The organism is Paraburkholderia sp. GW821-FHT02A12 (assembly GCF_059422005.1).
In genome coordinates this window covers 2,850,286-2,870,389 of the sequence record NZ_JBWKWA010000001.1, presented here as the reverse complement: position 1 = coordinate 2,870,389, position 20,104 = coordinate 2,850,286, and the positions used below count along the sequence as shown (strand labels likewise).

The 20,104-nt window shown below is 64.7% G+C and carries 16 protein-coding genes; 12 read left to right on the top strand and 4 right to left on the bottom strand.

Annotated features, from left to right (window positions below; all coding sequences use genetic code 11):
* Positions 1 to 23 precede the first annotated feature (23 nt).
* From AC07WT_RS13030 to astE, 8 genes are all read left to right on the top strand, one after another.
* The gene (locus AC07WT_RS13030; RefSeq protein WP_494947416.1) at positions 24 to 815 is read left to right on the top strand and encodes an ABC transporter ATP-binding protein; all 792 of its coding nucleotides are present in this window, start codon (positions 24 to 26) and stop codon (positions 813 to 815) included.
* Between the two features lie 37 nt (positions 816 to 852).
* Positions 853 to 1,902: a GlxA family transcriptional regulator gene (locus tag AC07WT_RS13025; protein WP_494947415.1), complete on the top strand. Its 1,050-nt coding sequence runs from the start codon at positions 853 to 855 to the stop codon at positions 1,900 to 1,902.
* Between the two features lie 228 nt (positions 1,903 to 2,130).
* Positions 2,131 to 3,366 carry an aspartate aminotransferase family protein gene (locus AC07WT_RS13020; protein ID WP_494947414.1) on the top strand — a complete coding sequence of 412 codons (1,236 nt, stop codon included), beginning with the start codon at positions 2,131 to 2,133 and terminating at the stop codon, positions 3,364 to 3,366.
* A gap of 55 nt (positions 3,367 to 3,421) precedes the next feature.
* On the top strand, positions 3,422 to 4,480 hold the full coding sequence (aruF, locus tag AC07WT_RS13015) for an arginine/ornithine succinyltransferase subunit alpha (RefSeq protein WP_494947413.1): 1,059 nt from the start codon (positions 3,422 to 3,424) through the stop codon (positions 4,478 to 4,480).
* Positions 4,477 to 5,508: an arginine N-succinyltransferase gene (gene astA / locus AC07WT_RS13010; protein ID WP_492593572.1), complete on the top strand. Its 1,032-nt coding sequence runs from the start codon at positions 4,477 to 4,479 to the stop codon at positions 5,506 to 5,508. Before aruF ends, astA begins: the two co-directional genes overlap by 4 nt.
* 2 nt (positions 5,509 to 5,510) lie before the next feature.
* On the top strand, positions 5,511 to 6,974 hold the full coding sequence (astD, locus tag AC07WT_RS13005; RefSeq protein ID WP_494947412.1) for a succinylglutamate-semialdehyde dehydrogenase: 1,464 nt from the start codon (positions 5,511 to 5,513) through the stop codon (positions 6,972 to 6,974).
* 9 nt (positions 6,975 to 6,983) lie between these two features.
* Entirely contained in the window at positions 6,984 to 8,324 is a 1,341-nt protein-coding gene (gene astB, locus AC07WT_RS13000) for an N-succinylarginine dihydrolase (protein ID WP_494947411.1), read from the top strand.
* A 7-nt stretch (positions 8,325 to 8,331) separates the two neighbouring features.
* Entirely contained in the window at positions 8,332 to 9,378 is a 1,047-nt protein-coding gene (astE, locus tag AC07WT_RS12995; RefSeq protein ID WP_494947410.1) for a succinylglutamate desuccinylase, read from the top strand.
* A 71-nt stretch (positions 9,379 to 9,449) separates the two neighbouring features.
* Here astE and gstA read toward each other — a convergent pair whose 3' ends face one another.
* On the bottom strand, positions 9,450 to 10,070 hold the full coding sequence (gstA, locus tag AC07WT_RS12990; RefSeq protein WP_494947409.1) for a glutathione transferase GstA: 621 nt from the start codon (positions 10,068 to 10,070) through the stop codon (positions 9,450 to 9,452).
* Positions 10,071 to 10,196: 126 nt separating this feature from the next.
* Between gstA and AC07WT_RS12985 the strand changes: the two genes are divergently transcribed.
* A complete protein-coding gene (locus tag AC07WT_RS12985; RefSeq protein WP_494947408.1) occupies positions 10,197 to 11,105 on the top strand; it encodes a LysR family transcriptional regulator in 909 nt (302 codons plus the stop codon).
* Positions 11,106 to 11,463: 358 nt separating this feature from the next.
* Complete coding sequence (locus AC07WT_RS12980; protein WP_494947407.1) at positions 11,464 to 12,258, top strand: ABC transporter substrate-binding protein; 795 nt, start codon at positions 11,464 to 11,466, stop codon at positions 12,256 to 12,258.
* A gap of 156 nt (positions 12,259 to 12,414) precedes the next feature.
* On the opposite strand, the gene AC07WT_RS12975 is transcribed toward AC07WT_RS12980, so the two are convergent.
* The gene (locus tag AC07WT_RS12975; RefSeq protein ID WP_492593565.1) at positions 12,415 to 13,152 is read right to left on the bottom strand and encodes an acetoacetate decarboxylase; all 738 of its coding nucleotides are present in this window, start codon (positions 13,150 to 13,152) and stop codon (positions 12,415 to 12,417) included.
* Positions 13,153 to 13,434: 282 nt separating this feature from the next.
* On the opposite strand from AC07WT_RS12975, the gene AC07WT_RS12970 reads away from it, so the two are divergent.
* Complete coding sequence (locus AC07WT_RS12970; protein ID WP_494947406.1) at positions 13,435 to 14,823, top strand: EAL and HDOD domain-containing protein; 1,389 nt, start codon at positions 13,435 to 13,437, stop codon at positions 14,821 to 14,823.
* A gap of 129 nt (positions 14,824 to 14,952) precedes the next feature.
* On the opposite strand, the gene AC07WT_RS12965 is transcribed toward AC07WT_RS12970, so the two are convergent.
* Together AC07WT_RS12965 and AC07WT_RS12960 are read right to left on the bottom strand one after the other, a co-directional pair.
* Positions 14,953 to 16,410: an HDOD domain-containing protein gene (locus AC07WT_RS12965; RefSeq protein ID WP_494947405.1), complete on the bottom strand. Its 1,458-nt coding sequence runs from the start codon at positions 16,408 to 16,410 to the stop codon at positions 14,953 to 14,955.
* 88 nt (positions 16,411 to 16,498) lie between these two features.
* Positions 16,499 to 18,313: a putative bifunctional diguanylate cyclase/phosphodiesterase gene (locus AC07WT_RS12960; RefSeq protein ID WP_494947404.1), complete on the bottom strand. Its 1,815-nt coding sequence runs from the start codon at positions 18,311 to 18,313 to the stop codon at positions 16,499 to 16,501.
* A gap of 428 nt (positions 18,314 to 18,741) precedes the next feature.
* On the opposite strand from AC07WT_RS12960, the gene AC07WT_RS12955 reads away from it, so the two are divergent.
* Positions 18,742 to 20,091: an EAL and HDOD domain-containing protein gene (locus tag AC07WT_RS12955; protein WP_494947403.1), complete on the top strand. Its 1,350-nt coding sequence runs from the start codon at positions 18,742 to 18,744 to the stop codon at positions 20,089 to 20,091.
* The last annotated feature ends 13 nt before the right edge of the window (positions 20,092 to 20,104 follow it).

Below are 20,104 nucleotides of genomic sequence, written 5' to 3'. Positions count from 1 at the left end.
CTGTATTTCATTGGGAGAGCATCTTGCTCCACACGACTCAAACCGAAGCTTGCAAGCTCGCCGTGCAGGACATCCACAAACGCTATGGCGACAACGAAGTGCTCAAGGGCGTTTCGCTCAACGCGAACAAGGGTGACGTGATCAGCATCATCGGCGCGAGCGGGTCGGGCAAGAGCACCTTCCTGCGCTGCATCAATTTCCTCGAGCGGCCGAACGCCGGCCAGATCGTCGTCGACGGCGAAACGGTGAAGACGAAAGCCGACCGTCACGGCAACCTCGAAGTCGCCGATCACAAGCAGCTGCAACGCATCCGCACCAAGCTCGCGATGGTGTTCCAGCACTTCAACTTGTGGGCGCACATGAATGTGATCGAGAACATCGTCGAAGCGCCGATTCATGTGCTCGGTTTGTCGCGTCGCGAAGCGGAAGATCGCGCGCGTGAATATCTCGAGAAAGTCGGTCTCGCGCCGCGCCTGGAAAAACAGTATCCGTCGCATCTGTCCGGCGGTCAGCAGCAGCGCGTCGCGATTGCCCGCGCGCTGGCGATGAACCCGGACGTGATGCTGTTCGACGAGCCGACTTCCGCGCTCGATCCCGAACTGGTCGGCGAAGTGCTGAAGGTAATGCAGAAGCTCGCCGAAGAGGGCCGCACGATGATCGTCGTCACGCACGAAATGGGTTTCGCGCGCAACGTGTCGAACCATGTGATGTTCCTGCATCAGGGCCGCACCGAAGAAGAGGGCTTGCCCGCCGAGGTGTTGACCGCACCGCGCAGCGAACGGCTCAGGCAGTTCCTGTCCGGCAGCCTGAAGTAACGCGCGCCTCGCGCTTTCCGCGTTTCACTCATCAACGATGGCTCGCACGTCCGGCCCGGCACGCACCACTCAGGTCGCAATCGTCGCATTGCCGCCTGTGTCGATGTCGGGCGTCGGGCCGATTGTCGACGCGCTCAATCTCGCCAACGAAATCGACGGCCGCGCGCTGTACCGCGTGCAGGTCTGCTCGTGGGACGGCCGCCCGGTGCCGCTCTCGGGCGGCGCGCAATGGCCGGCCGATGCCGCCTTCGGCGATGCGATCTCGTGCGACTGGCTGATCATCGTCAGCGAACGGTTTCAGCAATTCGCCGATTACCGGCTCTTTCTCGCGAGCCTGTCGCGCGTCGGACAGCGCACGCCGCTCGTCACGGGCATTCATCACGGCGTCTGGTGGCTCGCGATGGCGGGGCAATTGTCCGGCTATCGCGTGAGCGTCAACTGGGAAACCTATCAGCAGTTCTCCGAGCAGTTCGAGCGCTCGATCGTCACTCAACAGATTTTCGAAATCGACCGTGATCGCGCGACTTGTGCGGGCGGTCAGGCAACGGTCGACTTCATGCTGGCGATGATCGGCCGCGATCATGGCCCGGAACTCGCCGACCGGATCGCCGATACGCTGGGTGTCGGCGTATTGCGCGCGGGCGAGGAGCGGCAGCGCATTCCGTTCGTGACCGCGCCGGGCGAGCGCCATCCGCGCCTGAACGATGCGCTCCTGCTGATGGAAGCGAATATCGAGGATCCGCTCACCACCGATGAAATCGCCGGTCTGGTGGGCGTCTCGCGGCGGCAACTGGAGCGCCTGTTTCGCCAGTATCTCGGCTCGATGCCGTCCAAATACTACCTGGGGCTGCGGCTTTCGAAAGCGCGTACGCAATTGCAGCGCACCAGCAAGTCGGTGGTGCAGATCAGTCTCGCGTGCGGATTTTCGTCGGCGGCGCACTTTTCGAATGCGTATCGCGAACGCTTTGGCGTCACACCGCGCGAGGATCGTCGTAACTGGATCGACAAGCAGACCGGCGCGACGGGCGCCGCGGCGAGCGAGCCGCGCCCCGGCGCGTTGATCGAACGGCCTGACCGGACTGAATAAGCGAGCGGATAGGCTGGCCGAAAAAGCGGTCGAATGAGCGGCCGAATGAGTGGCCGAATTGGCAGCCCAATAAGCAGCCCAATAAGCAGCCGAATAAGCGGGCAAATAAGCGCCGCACCGCGCATGCCCGCCCGGAAGCTCATAGAAAGCGTCGCGTATGCGCAAGACGTATCGCGTGCGGTTTCCTACACTACGTGTATTACCTCTCACCTGTAACGAGGATTTGCCATGAACGACCTGACTGTGACACGCCAGACCTTCGACGAAGTCATGGTGCCGGTGTTTTCGCCCGCCGCCTTCGTACCGGATCGCGGTCTCGGCTCGCGCGTCTGGGATACGCAAGGCCGCGACTATATCGACTTCGCCGGCGGTATCGCCGTCACCGCGCTCGGTCATGCGCATCCTGAACTGCTGAAAGTGCTGCATGAGCAGGGCAGCAAGCTGTGGCACATCGGTAACGGCTACACCAACGAACCGGTGCTGCGCCTCGCGAAGCGCCTCGAAGACCTGACCTTCGCCGACCGCGCGTTCTTCGCCAATTCGGGCGCGGAAGCCAACGAAGCGGCGCTGAAGCTGGCGCGCCGCGTCGCGTTCGAGCGTCATGGCGCGGACAAATTCGAAATCGTTTCGTTCACGCAGTCGTTCCATGGCCGCACCTTCTTCACCGTGAGCGTGGGCGGCCAGCCGAAGTATTCGGAAGGCTTCGGCCCGGTGCCGGCCGGCATCATCCACTTGCCGTACAACGATATCGAAGCGGCAAAGAAGACCATCGGCGCGAAGACCTGCGCGGTGATCGTCGAGCCGATCCAGGGCGAGGGCGGCGTGATTCCCGCCGATCCGGCGTTCCTGAAGGCGCTGCGCGAAGCCTGCGATCAGCACGGCGCACTGCTGATTTTTGACGAGGTACAAACGGGGGTGGGCCGCAGCGGCTATTTCTACGCGTATCAGGAAACGGGCGTGACGCCGGACATCCTGACCACCGCGAAGGCGCTCGGCAACGGTTTCCCGATCGGCGCGATGCTGACCACCCACGAACTGGCCGCGCATTTCAAGGTCGGCGTGCATGGCACGACCTACGGCGGCAATCCGCTCGCCTCGGCGATCGCCGAGAAGGTGGTCGAGTTGATCAGCGATCCGAAGCTGCTCGACGGCGTCCATGCACGCAGCGAAGCGCTGAAGGGCCACCTCGCGAAGCTCAACGAACGCTTTGGTCTGTTCAGGGAAGTGCGCGGCAAGGGTCTGCTGATCGGCGCCGAATTGACCGACGCTTACAAGGGCCGCGCAAAAGATTTCGTCACCGCTGCGGGCACGCACGGCGTGATCATGCTGATGGCGGGTCCGGACGTGCTGCGTTTCGTGCCGTCGCTGATCATGCCGCTCGACGATATGAACGAAGGCTTCGAGCGACTGGCGAAGGCGATCGAAGAGATCGTCGGCGCGCAGGCCGAAGCGGCGTCGAAGTGAGTTGCTGCATCGAGTTGCAGCACCGATTCATGCGCCACATTCAACAGGAACGATGATGCTCTTCGTACGCCCCGGCCGCCTCGCCGATCTCGATGCGCTCGAACACATGGCGCGCACCGCGCAACCGGTGCTGCATTCGCTGCCGCACGACCGCCGTGCGCTCGAAGCGCGCGTCGCGTTGTCGGAAGACTCGTTTCGCGCGGACGTCGATTTTCCGGGCGAGGAGTTCTATCTGTTCGTGCTCGAGGACGCGGAAAGCGGCAAGCTGATGGGCACGGCGAGCATCGTCGCGGCGGCCGGCTATTCGGACCCGTTCTACGCGTTTCGCAACGACGCGCTGATTCATGCGTCGCGCGAGTTGCACGTGAACCGCAAGATTCACGCGCTGACCATGTCGCATGAATTGACCGGCAAGAGCCGCCTTGCGGGCTACTACATCGATCCTTCGCTGCGTGGCGATGCGGCCGCGCATCTGCTGTCGCGGGCACGGATGATGTACATCGCCGCCAATCGCAAGCGCTTCACGTCCGAGGTGTTCTCGCTGCTGCTCGGCGTTACCGACGACGCGGGCGTGTCGCCGTTCTGGGAAGCGGTGGGGCGCAAGTTCTTCGGCCGCAACTTCGCCGACATCGAAATCGAATCGGGCGGCCGCAGCCGCACCTTTATCGCCGAAGTCATGCCGACCTATCCGGTGTACGTGCCGTTGCTGCCGGAAGCGGCGCAGCGCGTGCTCGGCGAACCGGATTCGAAGGCCTTGCTCGCCTATGAGATTCACCTCGAGGAAGGCTTCGAGACCGACCGCTACGTCGATATCTTCGACGCCGGTCCAGTGCTGACCGCGCAGGTGGATCGCAGCGCCTGCGTGACACGCAACGAAACGCGTGTGGTGCATGAAGCCGGCGCGGCAGCAGCCGGTTCGACGTATCTGATCGCGCATAACGCCGCCGGCGGCGAATTCCGCTGCGTGCTGGGCGAGCTGGCGGCCGGCAAGGAAGCCGGCGCACCGTTGCCGCACGCGGCGCGCGCTGCGCTCGGCGTGCAGGAGGGCGACGCGGTGCGCTGCGTGCCGCTGCACCAGCCGTATCAGGAAGACTCTTCGGGAGACGCACAATGATCGTCGTTCGCGTTGTGCAACGGGGCGATGTGGACGCGCTGATGGCGCTCGCCCAGGAGACCGGCCCCGGTCTCACCACCTTCAAGCCGGATCGCGAGGCGCTCGCGGCACGCATCGAACGCGCGCGCCGCACGATGGAAGACAAGGCCGCGCCGCACGAAGCGGGTTACTTCTTCGTGATGGAAGACACCGGCACCGGCGACGTGGCGGGCGTATGCGGCATCGAAACCTCGGTCGGCCTCGAGCAGCCGTTTTACAACTATCGCGTGAGCACCGTGGTGCACGCGAGCCAGGACCTCGGCATCTGGACGCGCATGCGCGCGCTGAACATCTCGCACGACCTGACGGGTTATGCCGAAGTGTGCTCGCTGTTCCTGAGCCCGCGTTACCGTGCGAGCGGCGTCGGCGGATTGCTGTCGCGTTCGCGCTTCATGTTTCTCGCGCAGTTTCGCGAGCGCTTTCCGGAGCGTCTCTGCGCGGAACTGCGCGGCCATTTCGACGCGGACGGCACTTCGCCGTTCTGGCGCGCGGTCGGCTCGCATTTCTACCAGATCGATTTCAACGCGGCGGACTATCTGAGTTCGCATGGCCGCAAGGCGTTTCTCGCCGAGCTGATGCCGCGCTATCCGGTGTATGTGGAGCTGTTGCCGGAAGAGGCGCAGCAATGCGTGGGCCTCACGCATAGCGACACGATTCCGGCGCGCCGCATGCTCGAAGCGGAAGGGCTGCGCTACGAGAATCACGTCGATATCTTCGACGCGGGTCCGGTGCTCGAATGCCATATCGCCGACTTGCGCACCGTGCGCGAAAGCGTGGTGGCGCCGGTCGAGATCGGCGCGTCGAATGCGCCGGCGGATGGACCGAAATCGATGGTGTCGAATACGTCGCTGGGCGATTTTCGCGTGGGCGTGACCGCGGGTGTGCCGGAAAACGGCGTGTTCCGGTTGAGCGCCGCGGAGGCAGCCGCACTTGGCGTCAAGGCAGGCGACCCGGTGCGGGTGCTGCCGCTGAAACACAAACAAGGATGATCATGAGCGAGCTTTTCATCGACGGCGAATGGGCCGCCGGCACAGGACCCGCATTCGCGTCGCGCAACCCGGGCACGGGCGCGACGGTTTGGCAAGGCAATAGCGCGTCGGCGGATGACGTCGACCGGGCGGTGCGCAGCGCCCGCCGCGCGTTCGCGGCGTGGTCGGCGTCGAGCCTCGACGAGCGTTGCGCCGTGGTGCGCCGCTTCGCTGCGCTCGTGACCGAGCGCAAGGAAGCGCTGGCCGAAGCGATCGGCCGCGAGACCGGCAAGCCGCTGTGGGAAGCGCGTACTGAAGCGGCGTCGATGGCCGCGAAGGTCGAGATCTCGATTCAGGCGTACAACGAACGCACCGGCGAAAAGCGCTCGGCGATGGCGGACGGCACGGCCGTGTTGCGGCATCGTCCGCATGGCGTAGTCGCGGTGTTCGGGCCGTATAACTTCCCTGGGCACTTGCCGAACGGGCATATCGTGCCGGCGCTGATCGCCGGTAACGCCGTGGTGTTCAAGCCGTCCGAACTCGCACCGGGCGTGGCCGCGCTCACAGTGCAGATCTGGCGCGATGCCGGCTTGCCCGCGGGCGTGCTGAACCTCGTGCAAGGCGAGAAGGAAACCGGCATTGCGCTCGCGAACCATCGGCAGATCGACGGCCTGTTCTTCACGGGTAGTTCGGATACCGGAACATTGCTGCACAAGCAGTTCGGCGGCCGTCCGGAAATCGTGCTGGCGCTGGAAATGGGCGGCAACAATCCGCTCGTGATCGGGCCGGTGGCCGATCTCGACGCCGCCGTGCATCACACGATCCAGTCGGCGTTTCTGTCGGCGGGGCAGCGTTGCACCTGCGCGCGGCGCATTTTCGTGCCGAACGATGCGTTCGGCGACCGCTTTATCGAACGCCTCACCGAGGTCACGTCGCGGATCAGCGTCGGGGAATACAACGCCGATCCGCAGCCGTTCATGGGCGCGGTGATCTCGGCGCGCGCCGCTTCGCGCCTGGTCGCGGCCCAGCAACGTCTGCTGGCCGACGGCGCGAAGTCGTTGCTGACGATGGAGCAGCGCGATCCGAAACTCGGTTTCGTGACGCCGGCGATTCTCGACGTGACCGGCGTGCAGGACTTGCCGGACGAAGAGCATTTCGGGCCGTTGGCGCAGATCATCCGCTACGGCAGCTTCGACGAAGCGCTGGAACAAGCCAACGACACCGACTTCGGCCTGTCCGCGGGCCTGCTCGCCGACGACGAAGCACTGTGGACGCATTTCCAGCGCACCATCCGCGCCGGCATCGTCAACTGGAACCGGCCGACCAACGGTGCGTCGTCGGGCGCGCCGTTCGGCGGTCCGGGCCGTTCCGGCAATCACCGGCCGAGCGCGTACTACGCCGCCGACTACTGCGCGTATCCGATGGCTTCCGTCGAAAGCGCGCAACTGCAAATGCCCGCGAGCGTCTCGCCGGGCCTTCAATTCTGAGGATCGACGATGCAAGCCACTGAAGCCAATTTCGACGGCCTGGTCGGCCCGACCCACAATTACGCAGGGCTCTCGTTCGGCAACGTCGCGTCGCAGAACAACGAGAAGTCGATTGCGAATCCGAAAGCGGCGGCCAAACAGGGCCTGCGCAAGATGAAGCAGCTGGCCGACCTCGGTTTTCATCAAGGCGTGCTGCCGCCGCAGGAACGTCCGTCGATGCGACTGTTGCGCGAACTCGGTTTTTCCGGCGACGACGCGACGGTGATTGCTCGCGTTGCCAAAGACGCGCCCGAGTTGCTGGCCGCCGCGAGTTCCGCGTCGGCGATGTGGACCGCGAATGCCGCGACCGTGAGTCCATCGTCCGATACGCACGACGGCCGCGTGCATTTCACGCCGGCCAATCTGTGCAGCAAGCTGCATCGCGCGATCGAACATGAATCGACGCGCCGTACGTTGCGCGCGATCTTCAGCGATGCCGACCGTTTCGCGGTGCACGAAGCATTGCCCGGCACGCCCGCGCTCGGCGACGAAGGCGCGGCGAACCACACGCGTTTTTGCGCGGAATACGGCACACGTGGCGTCGAATTCTTCGTGTACGGCCGCAGCGAGTATCGCCGCGGACCGGAGCCGAAGCGCTTCCCGGCACGGCAAACCTTCGAGGCGAGCCGCGCGGTTGCACACCGTCATGGTCTCGAAGAAGCGGCCACCGTGTACGCGCAGCAAAACCCCGATGTGATCGACGCCGGCGTATTCCATAACGACGTGATCGCGGTCGGCAATCGCAACACGCTGTTCTGCCATCAACTCGCGTTTGTCGAACAGAACGCGGTGTACGGCGAACTGCGCTCGAAGCTCTCAGCACTGAAAGCCGGGTTCAACGTGATCGAGGTGCCGGACGCACAGGTGAGCGTGTCCGATGCCGTCACGTCGTATCTGTTCAACAGCCAGTTGCTGACGCGCCCGGACGGCAAGCAGGTGCTGGTGGTGCCGCAGGAATGCCGCGAGAACGCGCGCGTGGCCGCGTATCTGGACGACCTGGCTTCGCACACCGGCCCGATCGACGACGTGCTCGTGTTCGATCTGCGTGAAAGCATGAAGAACGGCGGCGGTCCGGCGTGTTTGCGTTTGCGCGTGGTGCTGAACGACGCGGAGCGCGTGGCGGTGGCGCCCGGCGTGTGGATCAACGACAAGCTGTTCGGCCGCCTCGATACGTGGATCGAAAAGCACTATCGCGACCGTCTCGCGCCGGCCGACCTGACCGATCCGCAATTGCTCTCCGAGTCGCGTACCGCGCTCGACGAGCTGACGCAGATTCTCGGTCTGGGTTCGCTGTATGACTTCCAGCGCTGAGCGGAGCATGCCGGCTTCGATGCTCGACGATTTCCTCGCGTACACGTTGGCGGGCAAGCGGCCCGCCGCGCATGACGCTGAAGGAGTGTGCGCGAACGGCGTGCGCTGGCGCTGGCTCGATGACGGGGTTCTGCAAATGGAACCCGCGGAACCCACACCTCAGGAGCCGGCCACACGCAGCGTGCTCGCGTCTGCCGGCGTGCACGGCGACGAGACCGCGCCGATCGAACTGCTGTCGTATCTCGTGCGCGATATCGCGCAAGGCGACGCCGGGCTGACGTGCCGCTTGCTGGTGATTCTCGGTAACGTCGATGCGATGCGCGACGCGTGCCGTTATCGCGACGACGACCTGAACCGCCTCTTCAGCGGACGTCATGCGCAGGTGCCGCACAGTCACGAAGCCCCGCGCGCCGCAGCGTTGGAACGCACGGCGACGCAGTTCTTTGCCGCGGCATCGGCTGAACGCGGCGCGCGTTGGCATATCGACATGCACACGGCGATCCGCGCCTCCGCGTTCGAGCAGTTTGCGCTGCTGCCGCATACAGGCACGCCGTTTTCGCGTGCGATGTTCGAGTGGCTCGGCGAGGCGCGCATCAGCGCGGTACTGCTCCACACGACCAAGGGCCATACATTTTCGCATTTCACCGCGCAAGCGTGCGGCGCCGAGGCGTGTACGCTGGAACTCGGCAAAGTGCGTCCGTTCGGCCAGAACGATCTGAAGCGGTTTGCAGGCGCGGACGAAGCGTTGCGTCATTTGCTGGCTGGTACCAGTGGTACAAGCGGTGGTGCAAAGGCAGCGCTGCCGCGTGCATTCACTGTGATCGATCAGATCACCAAGCAAAGCGATGCATTCGAATTGCGGGTTGCAGCGGACGTGCCGAACTTCACGCCGTTCGTGAAGGATACGGTGCTCGCCTGTGACGGCGACTATCGCTATGTCGTGCGTCGCGACGAAGAACGCATCGTGTTCCCGAACGCGACGGTCAAGCCGGGCTTGCGCGCCGGCTTGATGGTGGTCGAGACGACTCAGGACACGCTGTCCCGACTCGTGTAGTCGCGCCGTTGGTGGTGAGACGTCGCGCGCCTTGACCCGCAACGTCTCACACCATGCGCGCTTCGTGCAGCTTAAGCCGCGTTCGCCTTCAGCAGGCCCTCCGCCACCATCGCTTCACGCACCGTCGGCCGCGCCGCGACGCGCTCCAGATACGCGCTCAGATACGGATACGCGCTCAGATCCACCGACAGCATCCGCGCCCAGCTCAACACCGTGAACGCATACGCATCGGCGACCGAGTACTGTCCGGTCAGATAATCGCGGTCAGTCAGCACGCGATCGAGTTCGCTGAACCGCGCGGCGAGTTTCGCGCGGCATTCGGCCTTCGTCGATTCCGCTGTCTCCTGATGCCAAAGCCACGGGCTGAACGTCTTGTGCAATTCCGTGCTGATGTAGGTGAGCCATGCGACCGCTGCGAGCCGTTGCGGCGATCCGGCGGGTGGCAACAACGCGTACTCCGGCGCGAGATCGGCGATGTATTGCAGCAGCGCGGCGCCTTCGGTGTGCCGTGAGCCGTCGGCGATCTCGACGAGCGGCACATAGCCGCGCGGCGAGATCGCGTAGTAGTCGTCGCCGTTGGCGAGCTTGTGCGTTTGCAGGTTGACCTTGATGGTTTCGAAGTCGAGCTCCGCTTCGCGCAAGGCAATGTGAACGGCCAGCGAGCAGGCGCCCGGCGAGTAATAGAGTTTCATGGTGTCACCGCTATAAACGAGAGTGAAATCCCGGCAGGCGCCGGTGGCAAGGCTCGTCGGCCGACAAGTCGATGTGGTAAAAGTAGCCCGGATCGCGTTCGGAATAAACAGGCGGCTTGCCAAACCATGCATGCAAAAACGCAATACGAACTGACTTCGGCGGATACCCAGACCATCCTCGCGCTGGTGCGCGCCGGCACGCTGGCGGAAGCGGCGCAGCGCCTGGGCATCGACGCGTCGACGATTTTCCGCTCCGTGCAGCGGATCGAACGCGGGCTCGGGCAGCGTCTGTTCGAACGCTCGCGCAGCGGTTATCGCGCGACGCCGCTCGGCGCGCAACTGGCGCGCCACGCCGAGCGCATCGAAAGCGAACTGGCGGCGGCGCGCTCGACGGTGCAGGCGAGCAGCGATCGCGTGTCCGGCAGCGTTCATGTCACGACCACCGACACCGTGCTGTACGGCCTCGTGCTGCCCGCGCTGCACGATTTCGCGGCGTTGCATCCCGCGTTGTCGTTCGAGCTGACCGCCACCAACAGCCTGGCGAGCTTGACCAAACGCGATGCCGATATCGCCGTGCGCGCCACGCGCCGCGCGCCGGATCATCTGGTCGGCAAACATGTGGGCCCGCTGCGTATCGCGGTGTTTGCCGCGAAGGGGAGCGGCATCCACGCGAGCGACGCCGATGCACTGTCACGCTGCGACTGGGCGGCGCCGGATAGCTCGCTCGGCGATCATCCTTCGGTCCTGTGGCGCAAGCGCCATTGCCCGACTGTCGAGCCGCGCTACAAGACCAATAGCGTGATGGCGGTGTTCGAACTGGTGGCGCGCGGCTTCGGCGTCGGCATCTTTCCGACCTTCCTTGCGCGCGGCCGCGACGATCTCGTGCAGTTGACGCCGCCGCTCGACGAAGCGGAATCGCAAGTCTGGGTGCTGGCGCATCCGGAATCGCGTCATCTGCCGCATGTCGCGTTGGTCTATACGCATCTGTCGCAGCGGCTCGGCAGCGATTTCGCCGGCGGCGACGGCGCGCTCTGATGTGCGCGGGAACGCGCGCGCCGGTTCGCTGCTTGTTCACTGCCTGGTATCCGTTCGTTTGCCCTTTGTTCGTCGCCCGTTTGCGCCTTGACGGCGGTTTGCCCGGCGCTGGGTCGCCCGTTGCTTGTCTGAGCGCGACACGCAATTGCACCTTTCCGTGCGCCATGCCGGCTGGGCCGAACGAGGCACACGCGGACGCGCCCGCCAGGCGTGCGCTGCGAAGTCTGTACAATCGCCGCCTCGCGGCTGTTGCGCGGCACCACACCGGCCGCACGGGTTTGAATCGCAATTTTGGCGCGGCAATCATGCCTGCTGGATTCGGCTCCGTCTTATTCAATACCGTAGAGGAACACCCGTAATGAAGATGAATTGGCGAAACACGGTTGCGCTCGCGCTGTTCGCGGCGGCAACGGTAGCGGCAGGCGCCGCGTCCGCAGCGGATATCAAGGAAGTGCGCTTCGGCGTCGAGGCGTCGTACGCGCCGTTCGAATCGAAGTCGGCGTCGGGCGAACTGCAAGGTTTCGATATCGATGTCGGCAACGCCGTGTGCGCAAAACTGAAGGCGAAATGCGTGTGGGTCGAGAATTCGTTCGACGGCCTGATTCCGGCGTTGCAGGCGCGCAAGTTCAACGCGATCAACTCGGACATGACGATCACCGAGCAGCGCCGTCAGGCGGTCGACTTCACCGATCCGATCTACACGATCCCGAATCAGATGATCGCGAAGAAGGGCAGCGGCCTGCTGCCGACGCCGGCATCGCTGAAGGGCAAGCACGTCGGCGTGCTGCAAGGCACGATTCAGGAAGCGTACGCGAAGGCGCGCTGGGCGTCGGCCGGCGTCGACGTCGTGCCGTATCAGACGCAGGATCAGATCTACGCCGACCTCGCCTCGGGGCGTCTCGACGCCGCATTCCAGGACGCGGAAGCCGCGTCGAAGGGATTTCTGAAAAAGCCGCAAGGCGCCGGCTTTGAATTCGCCGGTCCGGCGGTCGCCGACGAGAAACTGCTCGGCGCAGGCGTGGGCTACGGCATCCGCAAGGGCGACAAGGCGCTGAAGGATGCGCTGAACCAGGCGCTCAAGGAACTGAAGGCGGACGGCACGATCGACCGCTTCGCTGCAAAGTACTTCGACGTGAAGGTCGTGTTGAAGTAAAGCGTGGGTTGTCGTGAGTTGTCGTGGGTTGTCGTTATTCGCTGCATGCAAACCGGCCGCTTAAGCGGCCGGTTTGCATGGTGGCTGCAATCTGATCGGTATGGCCAGGTCAACAAGAAAACAGGGAACGGCCGCACGCGTCCATCGCCGCCTGTATCACCTCAGGTAATCGAACACGACCTCACCGAGACCGAGCGTGAGGTCGGCGATCAGATGCCGCGCCTCGACGACTTCGAGCACCGGCAAGGCGGCGACCGGCGCCAGCGCGTGCGGCGCCAGTTCGAGCGCGGCCGGGCCGGTCCATGCGCCTTTCAGGTCGATGTCTTGCAGGTAGTAACGCACCAGTTCGCAAATGCGCGGCGTGCCGTCCACGTGCGGAATCACTTTCAACAGGAAGTTCGGCGCTTCCAGGCGTTTTTTCTGTTGCGCGAGATCGAGCTGCCGATGCTTGTAGCCCATCGTGCCGGTGGCGATACGCACCGGGCCGTAGTCGAGCGTGCCGACCAGGGTGTCGGTGTGAACTTCGAGCACCGGCTTGGCGAGCTTCTTCGGAAAACCCCACAACTCACGGCCGCCGGCAATCGGCGGGTGGTCGTCCAGATACATCGCCAGCGTGTAGCCGCCCGCCACGCCGTTGTACGACACCGGAATCACCTGGCCGCTTTCCGTGTAGTCGCCGAAACCGGTCGAATCCGGCATGCGAATGAATTCGTAATGTACGAGCGGCTCGCCGATTTGCAGCGGCTCCGGTACCACGGCCCGCAGTTTGTCCGGATCGGTGCGGTAGGTGATGATCAGAAATTCCCGATCGGTGAAACGATACGGTCCCATTGGAAACGCCGGGCTGGTAATCGGCATCGCGAAAGCATTTGACAGCACGCTTTTGACGTCCATAGTTTTCCTTTCGGTGGTGAGCGACGGGGTAGCGCGGGGGGCGCGCTTTTGCGCTGCACGACAGTATCGTCGATTCCTTCCCGACGTTCAGCGAAGCCGGCATCCAATTATTTCAAGATATTGCGGTATGGCCGTGTCCGAGCGCGGCGGCCTGCGCTAAAATCGCCGGGCGCCGATAGCCGGCGCCGCACGGTGCCGCGAGCCGCGGGGGTTTGGACGCGCCGTCAGCGGAAACCAAAATACAGCAGGAAGCGCCAGGGCGGCGCTTAGCGGGGGACCGGAATGACCACCATCGCAATCGAGAATCCGCGCCGGACGGGCGGTGCGCCGGACGGCGCAGACGACGCGCAATTGAACGCCAGTTTTGCCCGTCAGCCGATCCTGAATCGGGACGGCATGCTCTGCGGCTATGAGCTCAAGGTGCGCGCGCCGGCGTTGCCGGCCGCGGACCCTGCCGCGGCAACTCAGGCCACTGATGCGGACCCGAGCGCAAACGTTGGCGCGTTGCCGGGCCGTCCGCCCGAGCCGGCGCAACTAGTGGCGCGAGCCGTGCTTCGCGGCCTGATGCAAGGCAATGTGCGCGGCGCGCTCACCGGGCATCCCGCCTACGTCGACGTGAGCCGCGAGATGCTGTTCGACGACTCGATCATGCACCTGCCCGCCGACCGTTTCATGTTCGAACTGTCGTCTTCGATCGAGGTCGACGAGGCGTTGATCGCGCGGATCGTTCAGCTGCATGGGCGGCGCTATCGCTTCGTGCTCGACGAAGTGGCCCAGCCCAACGACACATTCGCGCGGCTCCTGCCTTACGCGGACGTCGTCAAGATCGATTTCACACGTGCCTCGGGCGCGCTGTTGCCCAAGCTGGGCAGCGTACTCAAGTCCGCGGGCAAGCTGCTGATCGCATCGGGCGTCGATGCGCAGGCCGATTTCGAAACGGCGCAAGGTCTCGGCTTCGACCGTTTCCAGGGCTACTTCTTCGCGCGTGCCCAGTCCTCGTCGACGCGGCGTGTCAGCGCGCCGCGGCACGCCTTGCTGAACCTGCTGCAACTGCTGGCGGGCGATCCGACCGTCGCGCAACTCGAAGCGGAACTCAAGCTGAATCCGGTGCTGGTGATGCATCTGATGAAGCTCGCGAATTCGAGCGGGCTGGCGGTCGGGCACAAGGTGACGACGCTGCGCGAAGCGATCAACGCGACCGGCACCGACCGGATCGCGCGCTGGACGCAGTTGCTGCTGTATGCGGACGGCCGCAAGGTCGCACTGGAAGACGATCCGCTGTTGCAACTGGCGGCGACCCGCGCGCGCTTCATGGAACTGGCGATCGCGCGCTTGCCCGAAGCCGGGCGCGATGAGGCCGATGCGGCCTTTCTGACCGGCGTGTTTTCGTTTGTCGACGCGGTGTTCGGCGGCTCGCTCGAGAGCACCTTGAATGTGCTGACGCTGTCGCGGCCGATCCAGGCGGCGATCCTGCATCGCGAGGGCGTGCTGGGGGCGTTGCTGAGCGCGGTCGAAGCGCTGGAGCGGGGCGCCTGGGATGAGCTCGGCGCCGTTTGCGCGCGCTTGCAGCCGTTGACGGTGCAAGAGGTCGCGCAGCTTGGCCTCGCGGCAGGGGCATGGGCCGGAGTCGCGGACCGGAGCGCGGAGGGGTTGGAGCGGATCGAGGACTGAGTTCGGCGCATTTGCCGACGCAGCGAACCAGGTGGGGGCCGCGGCACGTCGTTTTGCTTTTCGTTGCCGCCTGAATCAGGGCAAATCCGGGAGGAGTAACGCAGCGTGATCAACGGTCACGCCACGTCTTCACATCATCTCCATTTCCCGCATTTGCCCCTGGGCGAAAAAACGTCCCAACTCCTTGGCTAGTTCGTTCAGCGCGCCCATCTCTTTCTGTGATATTCGGCGCGCCTCCTGGGTATCGGTCCAGTCTCCGTACAGCAGCGCGACTGTTTTCCCGGTTCCGTCGACCACCGGCAGCAGCACGAACGCTCGCGTGTCGTCGAACGAGCGGCGGAACCACTCGGGCAGCCGCGCGACCATCTTCGGATCGCGCGCGTTCTCGATGAAGATGCCCACCGAGTTTGCGATCGCGAGATGAAACACATCGGGCTCGAAGGCGGTGCTGAATGACAGCTTCGGCAGCGCCGCGTCGATCTTCGGACCGAGACCCAGGCGCGCACGGAAAGTGCCGTTGCTGTGCTTGACGAACACGACCGTGCGCGCAAAGCCGAGCCCGGCCAGCACGGTTTCGGAGGCCATCGCCAGCGCCGGCGCGAGCGGGCTGTCGGCGGGCAGCGCACGCAGATCTTCGACCCCCGCCGTGATGCGCGCCTCCGGATTGAGCGCCTCGCGCGCAATCGCGTCCGCATTGGCGCGCAACTCGACGATCTCGCGCATCACGCCGTCGCCGCCTTCTTCACGGGCGAGCGCGACGCTCATTTCGAGCAGCACGTCCGGGTCGGTGTTCAGCGTGCGGCTGTAGTCGTGGGCCAACTCGCTCATGCGGGATTCGCGTTCCCAGTCCGGCATGTTCTGCTGCGTCAGCACGTCCGCCACGGCCGTCGAATAGTTGGTGATGGCGCGCAGCCACTGCACCTGGCGCGGCTGTTCGGTATCCTGCGGATCGAACTCGCCCATGCCCGAGCGGATCATGTCCGGCAAACGCCAGCGCGTGGCCGCTTCCATGCCGATTTCGTCGAACGTCACGCCGAGCACCAGCACGCAGGCGTCGGCTTCGAGCGCACCGGCATCGATGTGGCGGCGGATCTGATCCCATTCGGCGTCGAGATAGAACACCACCAGCAGCTTGCCGATCTGGCGCATCAGCGTGCAGACCACGGCCTCTTCGCCGGCGCGCAGATCGCCGCGCTCAGTCAGCTTGCGCGCGACGCAGCCCGACAGCAGCGTACGGTTGAGTTCGAGCTTCGCGTCGATGCGGCGCGGCGCGCTGTGATGAAAGTGATCGACGATCTTCAGCCCGACGACGAGGTGGCCGACCGCATCCATGCCGAGCACCATCAGCGCGCGCGACACAGTCGTGATGTTGCCGCCGAACGCCATGTACATGGCCGAGTTGGCAAGGCGCAGCACTTTTTGCGTCAATGCGAAATCCGACAACACGACTTGCACGAGGCCGGTGAAGTCGAGGTCGTCATTGTTCATTGCCGCCATGGTGGTGCGCAGCGACTGCGACAGCATAGGGAAATCGCCGCGCTCGCTCATCCGAGTCCAGAGCCTGTCGAGCACCGCCGCCTTTACCATGTGATTCCCGCAAAAGCCATACATGTTCCAATGAGTGCCACGCCGGCGTTGAGCCGGCTTCTGCTGCGCAAGCGTCTGGCCTGCATCGCTACGAAGCGTGCAAGTGAAGCGAGCGCGTTTCGAAACGCCGCGCGAGTTCGTCGGAGGGCAACGCCTTGCAGACGAGCCAACCCTGAATATGGTCGCATCCCATTTCGGTCAGAAGGGCGCGTTGTGCTTCCGTTTCGACGCCCTCGGCGACCAGTTCGAGATCGAGTGTTTGCGCAAGACCCACGACCGCGCTAACGATTGCCTGATCGTTTCGCGAGGTTAGCAGATTCTCGACAAAACTCCTGTCGATCTTGAGCTTGGCCAAGGGAAATCGTTGCAGGTAGGCGAGACTCGAATAGCCGGTGCCGAAATCGTCGACGGCGAAGCGTATGCCCATCGCGGTGAAATCCTCGAGCAGGCCCTTGGCGTGCGCCGGGTCGTGCATCAGCAGGCTTTCGGTGATCTCGAACACGAGGCGGCGCGGGTCGATGCCGGTCAGCTCGATGGCTTCGTGCACGGCGTCCTTGAAACGCGGATCGCGGAACTGCTGCGGCGAGACGTTGACGGCCACATACTGCAGCGAGATGCCCTGTGCGTCCCACTGGATCAGCTGCATGCAGGCCACCTTCAGCACCCAGTTGCCGAGGAAGTTGATCAGGCCGACCGACTCCGCGAGCGGAATGAACATCGAAGGGGGCACCAGGCCATGCACGGGATGCAGCCAGCGGATCAGCGCCTCGACGCCGACCACGCCATGCGTGCGGCTGCTGGTGATCGGCTGGAAGTGCAGCGAGAATTCGCCGTTGCGCACGCCGTCGTACAGATCGGCCTCGAGCTTCAGACGTTCGGCGTCGGCGGGATTGTCGTCCGGCACGTAGAAGGCGAGCGTGTTGCCGCCGGCCGCCTTGGCCTGCTGCAGCGCATGGTCGGCCCAGCGCAGCAGATGGGTGTCGTGCGCAGCGGTGTCGTTGGCGTGGCGCACGTCGGGATAGAGCGCAATACCGATGCTCGCCGACAGATGCACCTGCTGGCCGTTGAATACATACGGCTGCTGGATCGCGGTCAACAGGCGCCGGGCCAGTGCTTCGGCGGCGGCTGCCGCGTGGGTGCGGTTCGCCGCCGCCTTCACGAGGATCGCGAATTCGTCGCTGGCCACGCGCGCGACCGTCTCGCTCGGGCTCGTCATGTTCAATAGACGCCGCGCGGTGTCACGCAGCATCTCGTCGCCGGCATCGTAGCCGAGCGCGCGGTTCACGCGCTGATAGTCGTCGATGTCGAGCAGCAGCAGCGCGGCCGGCGTGCCGTGCACATCGGCTTGCTGCTGTGCTTCGAGCAGCATGGGGATCAGCGCCGACTGATTGGCGAGGTTGGTCAGACGGTCGTGATGCAGCGCCTGGGTCAAGCGTTCCTCGGTGGCGCGCCAGGCCGAGACGTCGAAGCCGGCGATCGCATAGCCGTCGAGGCCGTCGTGGTTATTGCGCACCGCGCGCAACTCGACCGTGATCGGGTAGGTCAGCGACTTGATGAGGCCGAGCGTGGCTTTCTCGACGTTGCCCGTCGCGGTGGCGCGGGCGAGCAGCGCGTCGAGGCGCTGGACGTCGGCGGGCGCCACCAGATCGTGCAGCGTGATGGTCTCGAGATACTCGCGGTGATAACCGATGAAGCGCAGGCTGGCGTCGGAAACGTAGAGAAAGCGCAGTTCGTGATCGACGTGCGCCAGCAGGTCGACGGCGCCGACCACCTGTTCCAGTTGCGCAGTGCGGCTTGCGCCCAACTGCGGTTTGTGCTCCGCGCGCCGGCCGAACGCACGAAACCGGTCGATGACCGTGCGCAAGGAGCCCCGGCGGGGCGCGGTGATCCTGTTCGCTTCCATGTTTGTCGCTGAGAACCTGTGTTCGTCTGCAGGCGGGGCGGCTCGCTGGCCGCCGGGCCCGGGCGGTCGAGGGGTATCAGGCCGCCCCATCAGAACAGGATAACGACCCGCGGCGGGAAATCTTTAGCGCGCCGGCTGCAAAAAACCATTGGTAAGGAATGGCTGCGCGAGCCACCGCCGCGGCGGGATTGATTCGATTAAAGTGCGGGCTCGTTGTATCCGTTAACAGGGACAGACCCAAGGGCGGCCAACGCAAGGGCCAACGCAAGGGCCAACGCAAGGGCCAACCCAAGGGCCAACCCAAGGGCCAACCCAAGGGCCGATCTGAGGGCCAACCCGACGGCGGCAAACCCCTGCGGCAAGCCGCTATGCAGCGTCGGCGCGTCACGCCGCTGCATAGCGTTTCCGAATCCACGCACCGATGATCCATGTCTGAACGTCACCCTGTCAGGGCCGAGCCCGGGCACGTCGAGGTGCTTGCTCAATGCGCCGACAGCGTCGATCCGGCCGCTCAGGCGCAGTTTGTCTCGCAGTTCGTCTATCTGGGCCGCCAGCCGATTCTCGATCGCAACGGCGCGCTCAATGCTTACGAATTATTGTTTCGATCCGGCGCGCATAACTACGCCGAAGTCAGCGACGACGCCCAGGCGACGGCGCAGGTGGTGGCGCGCACGATCGGCGGAATCGGTGTGCCGGCGGTGCTGGGCCCGCACCGCGGCTTCGTCAATATCGACCGCGCACTGCTGTTCAACGACATCGTCCATCTGATGCCGCCCGAGCGCTTCGTGCTCGAGATTCTCGAGACCGTGACGTTCGACGCGCAACTGGTGCGCCGGCTGACCGAGTTGCGCCGCGCCGGCTTCCAGGTGGCGCTCGACGATGTCAGCGAACTGTCGAACGAGCTGATCGCCGTGCTGCCGTACGCCGACATCGTCAAGATCGATTTCCTGCTCACCGAGCGGGCGGCACTGGCCAGGCTGGCCTCGGTCGTGCGCGGCCACGGCAAGACATTGATCGCCGAGAAGGTCGAGACGCGCGACGATTTCATGTTGGCGCGCGAGCTCGGCTTCGACCTGTTCCAGGGATACTTCTTCGCGCGGCCGCAGGTGCTGGCCGCGCCGCGCAACCGCTCGCCGCGGCCGGCCTTGCTGCGTCTGCTCGCGTTGCTCTCGTGCGATGCCGGCATCGTCGAGCTCGAAGCGGAACTGAAGCTCAATCCGAGCGTGGTGGTGCAGTTGCTGCGCCTCGTCAATTCGAGTGCGTTCGGCTTGGGGCGCGACATTGCGTCGTTGCGCGAGGCTATCATCGCCGCCGGCACGCGGCAGATTGCGCGCTGGGCACAACTGCTGCTCTACGCCGACGGCGGTGAGCTGCCGTGGCGCGCCGATCCGCTGGTGCAACTAGCGGGCACGCGTTCGCGCTTTATGGAGCTGGCCGCAAGCTGGCTGCGCCCGGCCGACGACGATTTTGCCGATGCCGCTTTCATGACCGGTATTTTTTCTCTGGTCCACGTGGTGCTCGGCAGCACGCCCGCGGCTGTGCTCGAGAAGCTCGGCCTCGCGCCGCAGATCCGCGACGCGATCGTCTCGCGCAGCGGTCCGCTCGGCACCTTGTTGCGCATTGCCGAAGCGGCGGGCGAGGGCGCCGATGCCGCGTCGATCGCAGCCGGTCCCGATGTGCCGGCCGGCTTCGCCGCGCTTACGCCGGAAGTGCTGGCCGAACTGAACCTGTCGGCGGCTGCGTGGTTCGGCGCGCATATCGAAGAGGCGGCTACCTGACGCGTGCACGATG